The organism is Hydrotalea lipotrueae (assembly GCF_019249625.1).
GTDB lineage: Bacteria > Bacteroidota > Bacteroidia > Chitinophagales > Chitinophagaceae > Hydrotalea > Hydrotalea flava.
The window spans coordinates 1-4,395 of the sequence record NZ_JAESDL010000055.1; the positions used below are offsets into that span (position 1 = coordinate 1).

Annotated in this window: 4 protein-coding genes; 3 read left to right on the forward strand and 1 reads right to left on the reverse strand. The window is 37.8% G+C overall.

Going from position 1 to position 4,395, the window contains the following annotated elements:
- Window positions 1-184 precede the first annotated feature (184 nt).
- Window positions 185-1,159, reverse strand: a complete 975-nt coding sequence (locus JK139_RS15305) for a deoxyhypusine synthase family protein (RefSeq protein WP_074417648.1) — start codon at window positions 1,157-1,159, stop codon at window positions 185-187.
- Between the two features lie 114 nt (window positions 1,160-1,273).
- On the opposite strand from JK139_RS15305, the gene JK139_RS15310 reads away from it, so the two are divergent.
- The 3 genes from JK139_RS15310 to JK139_RS15320 are packed head-to-tail and all read left to right on the forward strand — an operon-like array spanning window position 1,274 to window position 4,223.
- Window positions 1,274-2,203 (forward strand): glycosyltransferase family 2 protein, encoded by a 930-nt coding sequence (locus JK139_RS15310; RefSeq protein WP_074417649.1) that lies wholly within the window; start codon window positions 1,274-1,276, stop codon window positions 2,201-2,203.
- Window positions 2,204-2,205: 2 nt separating this feature from the next.
- Window positions 2,206-3,438: a glycosyltransferase family 87 protein gene (locus JK139_RS15315; protein ID WP_218332146.1), complete on the forward strand. Its 1,233-nt coding sequence runs from the start codon at window positions 2,206-2,208 to the stop codon at window positions 3,436-3,438.
- Complete coding sequence (locus JK139_RS15320; protein WP_074417650.1) at window positions 3,435-4,223, forward strand: polysaccharide deacetylase family protein; 789 nt, start codon at window positions 3,435-3,437, stop codon at window positions 4,221-4,223. Before JK139_RS15315 ends, JK139_RS15320 begins: the two co-directional genes overlap by 4 nt.
- Window positions 4,224-4,395: the final 172 nt, after the last annotated feature.

Sequence of the window (4,395 nt, forward strand, 5' to 3'; positions counted from 1 at the left end):
CAACTTTTAAATTTTTATTGCAACAATATTTTTAATCGAACATTGAAAATTACTTTTTGAGGGTTGACTAAATAAGGGCAAAGCACCATTTCGGCACTTCGCCCTTGTTGAATAGAATGGTTGCCGTACAAGTGTGCGACGCAACGGAAGCTATATAGTAGTAATGCAGCCGGGTACAAAAACATTACCAGCCCAATATCCAGGCAAACATCAATGGGGCTACGATAGTGGCATCACTTTCTACAATAAACTTAGGCGTATGTATATCTAATTTACCCCATGTAATTTTTTCGTTGGGAACGGCACCGGAATAAGAACCGTAAGAGGTAGTAGAATCGCTGATTTGGCAGAAATAGCTCCAGAAGGGCACATCGTGCCATGCTAAATCCTGGTACATCATGGGTACCACACAAATAGGGAAATCGCCTGCAATACCCCCGCCAATTTGAAAGAACCCTACCCCTTTGCCGCTACTGTTTACGCGATACCATTGGCTTAATGTTACCATGTACTCAATACCGGTTTTCATAGTAGCTGCCTTTAGTTCGCCTTTTATTACATAACTGGCAAAAATATTGCCCATGGTACTATCTTCCCAACCGGGCACAACAATGGGAATATTTTTTTGTGCGGCTGCCAGCATCCAACTGTCTTTCGGATCAATTTCATAATACTGCTCTAATACGCCACTGAGCAGCATTTGATACATGTATTCGTGCGGAAAATAACGTTCGCCTTTTGCATCGGCATCTTTCCATAGTTTAAAAATATGTTGTTGTAAACGGCGGAAGGCTTCTTCTTCCGGTATGCAGGTATCGGTAACGCGGTTGTAATGGTTTTCAAGTAAATTCCATTCTTCCTGCGGACTTAAATCGCGGTAGTTGGGTACCCGTTTGTAATGGCTGTGTGCCACCAAGTTCATAATATCTTCCTCTAAATTAGCGCCGGTGCAACTAATTATCTGCACTTTATCCTGCCGAATCATTTCGGCCAATGAAATGCCCAATTCGGCAGTACTCATGGCGCCGGCTAAAGTAATCATCATTTTACCGCCTTCTAACATGTGCGCTTCGTATGCTTTGGCTGCATCCATTAAAGCGGCAGCATTAAAATGCCGGTAATGGTGTTCTATAAACTGAGAAACGGGTCCTTTTTGCATGATTTGTTATTTTGAGCGGCAAAAATAAATTTTTTGGGTGGTTTTAACTGCGATAATTTACCCGGTGTTGCAGTGTGTAATAAAATCATATACTTTTGGTAACCCTTACCCTACATGAATATGCTGATTAGTGTTATTATCCCGGTGTTTAATGAGGAATTGAATATTCCCATTATCAGCAACAGCATTGCTGCTATTTTTGAACAGCTCCCTTTTGAATATGAGATTATTTTTGTAAATGATGGCAGTGCGGATAATAGTTTACAAGCACTGAAGGAGGCAGAAAAAACAAACAAAAATATTTTCTATATTTCGTTTTCCAGAAACTTCGGGAAAGATAATGCCTTATTGGCCGGTTTTGATTATGCCAAAGGAGATGCGGTTATTACAATGGATGCCGATATGCAGCACCCGCCTGAATTGATTCCGAAATTAATTGAACTTTGGCAGCAAGGCAATGCCGTTGTATACACTTACCGGGAAGAAAAAAATGAACATGCCCAAAAAATGAATCAGCTCTCTTCAACCCTGTTTTACCGGTTAATCAATCATTTATCGGATGTGGAATTAGAAGATGGCATAGCAGATTATCGTTTGCTCGATAAAAAAGTAGTAGCCATTTTAAATAACCTGCACGAAGACAGGCCTTTTTTCAGGGGGTTGATAAAATGGGTGGGCTTTCAACAAACCGGAATACCCTATACCCCGCATGCCAGAGCAGCAGGCACCACCAAATACAACCATAAAGCATTGGTACGTTTGGCCTTACAAGGCTTAACCTCGTTTAGTGTAAAACCCTTAAACATTGCCATTTATTTGGGTTTTAGTTTTTCTGCTTTGTCTATTTGTTATGTACCCTATGTAGTATATAGTTTATGGTACGGCAAAGCCATATCGGGCTGGGCTTCTACTATTGTAACCATTGTTTTTTTTGGCGGCTTACAATTAATGATTTTAGGAATTATGGGAATTTATTTGGGTAAACTGTTTATACAAAGTAAACAAAGGCCTAAATATATTGTAGATGAAACGAATATTCAATAAATATGCAGGCAGAAATACAAAAAAATAAACATCCATATTTTGGGAAACCCTATCAATGGCTAACTGATACAAAGGTATCCATAGTGCTTTGGTTTGGATTATCGCTCACCTCCGTTATTATTCAGGCCATAGGCCATGACCGATTTAATAACTTTGTTATTTTTCGTTATGTATTTTTTCATACCCTGCAACAAACTAATTTATACCTTGAATATCCACAAACCTATGCCGATGTTAATTTATATGGCCCTTTTTTCAGCATTGTAATTGCGCCTTTTGCAGTATTACCCAAAATCTGGGGTGCTATTACATGGGTATTATTTAATACAGGAATTTTATATGTTGCCATTAGAAAATTGCCCATTCAAAAAACGGGTCAGAATTTAATACTAATTTTTTCTTCCGTTGAAATGTTGAATGCATCATCATGGGTACAAAGTAATGCTTTGATAGCTGCCTGCATTATTTTTGGTTTTTCTTTTATTTGGGAAGGGAAAGACAAATGGGGATTATTTTTTATTTTAATTGCCGTATTTATCAAAATTTATGGCATTGTTGGTTTTGCTTTCTTCTTTTTCAGTAAAAATAAAATGCGGTTTATACTTTGGAGTGTAATTTGGTCAGTAATATTTTTTATAGCACCCATGTTGATTGCACCACCACATTTTATTATAAAAAGTTATGCCGACTGGTATCATGGTTTGCAGAAAAAATCGGCTAAAAATATTCGGTTAGATATTCATAATGATTATCAGGACATTTCTGCAATGGGTATTTTACGCCGCTTATTTGGATTGAAATATTTGAAAGATATATGGGTATTGGTACCGGCGGCCCTATTGTTTGTATCGCAATACCTGCCATACCGTTATTTTAAAGATGCACGATTTGGTTTGTACTTATTGTGTTCGGTATTGTTGTTTCCGGTTATTTTTAGTACCGGCTCTGAATCGCCAACTTACATCATTGCATTTCCGGCAGTTTGCCTTTGGTATTGGTTACAACCCAAAAATATTTTCATTCATGTATTATTCATTACCGCATTCCTAATTACCAGTTTCTCCTATTCTGATATACTAACACCATGGTTTCGTGATCATATTGCAAGACCTTATGCCATTAAGGCATTGCCCAACGTTATCATTTGGTGTGTGATTGTAGCACAAATATTGACCCGACAATTTTTAAAAGTATCTACTTCCAAATTGTGGCAACCTAATAACTTTGCAGTATGAGGGATGAAAAATTTATTTTATTAAGTTTTGATGTGGAAGAGTTTGATATGCCCCTGGAATACGGACAGCCTATATCACCGGAAGAACAAATGAATGTTGGTAAAAAAGGGACCGATGTGCTCGAAACCATATTGCAGCAACACAATATTTCCTGTACATTATTTACCACTGCAAATTATGCCATCCATTTTCCGAAACAAATACAACAATTAGCCGGTACACAAGAAATTGCTTCGCATACTTTTTACCATAGTCGTTTTGAAGAGGCAGATTTATTATTATCGAAACAAAGATTAGCAGTCATTTCCGGGCAAACCATTGCCGGATTAAGAATGCCTAGAATGCAGCAGGTAAATATAGCTGCGTTAAAAGCTGCAGGTTACCTCTACGATGCTTCTGTAAACCCCACCTGGATTCCGGGAAGATACAACAACCGCCATTTACCGAGAACATGGTATACAGAACAACACATAGTGCGTATTCCTGCATCAGTTACACCCAACCTGCGAATTCCTTTATTTTGGTTGGCATTTAAAAACATGCCGCTATCATTGTTTGTAAAATTTACCTTACAAACCTTGCGGCAAGACGGGTACGTTTCTTTATACTTGCATCCCTGGGAATTTACAGAACTATCCAACTATCAAATTCCGAACTACACCAAAAGATATTCAGGCAAAAGGCTCGAAGACAGATTACATCAGTTCATAGAAACAATGAAACAGGAAGGTCAGTTTATAACAATGCAACAATTTATGGATAAAAAATGCAGGCCAAAACTATAATCAGCCTGCTTTCATAAACACTATAAAGATAACCTTTTAAACTCACTTACATTTCCGTTAGGAGAAATTTCTAAAACAATATTTTCTCTATCAGTTAATAACAATAGTCCGGTAGTTAATTAAGCAGCCATAGCGCCTATATTCAGGCACCGGCCGTATAGCTTTCTTATTT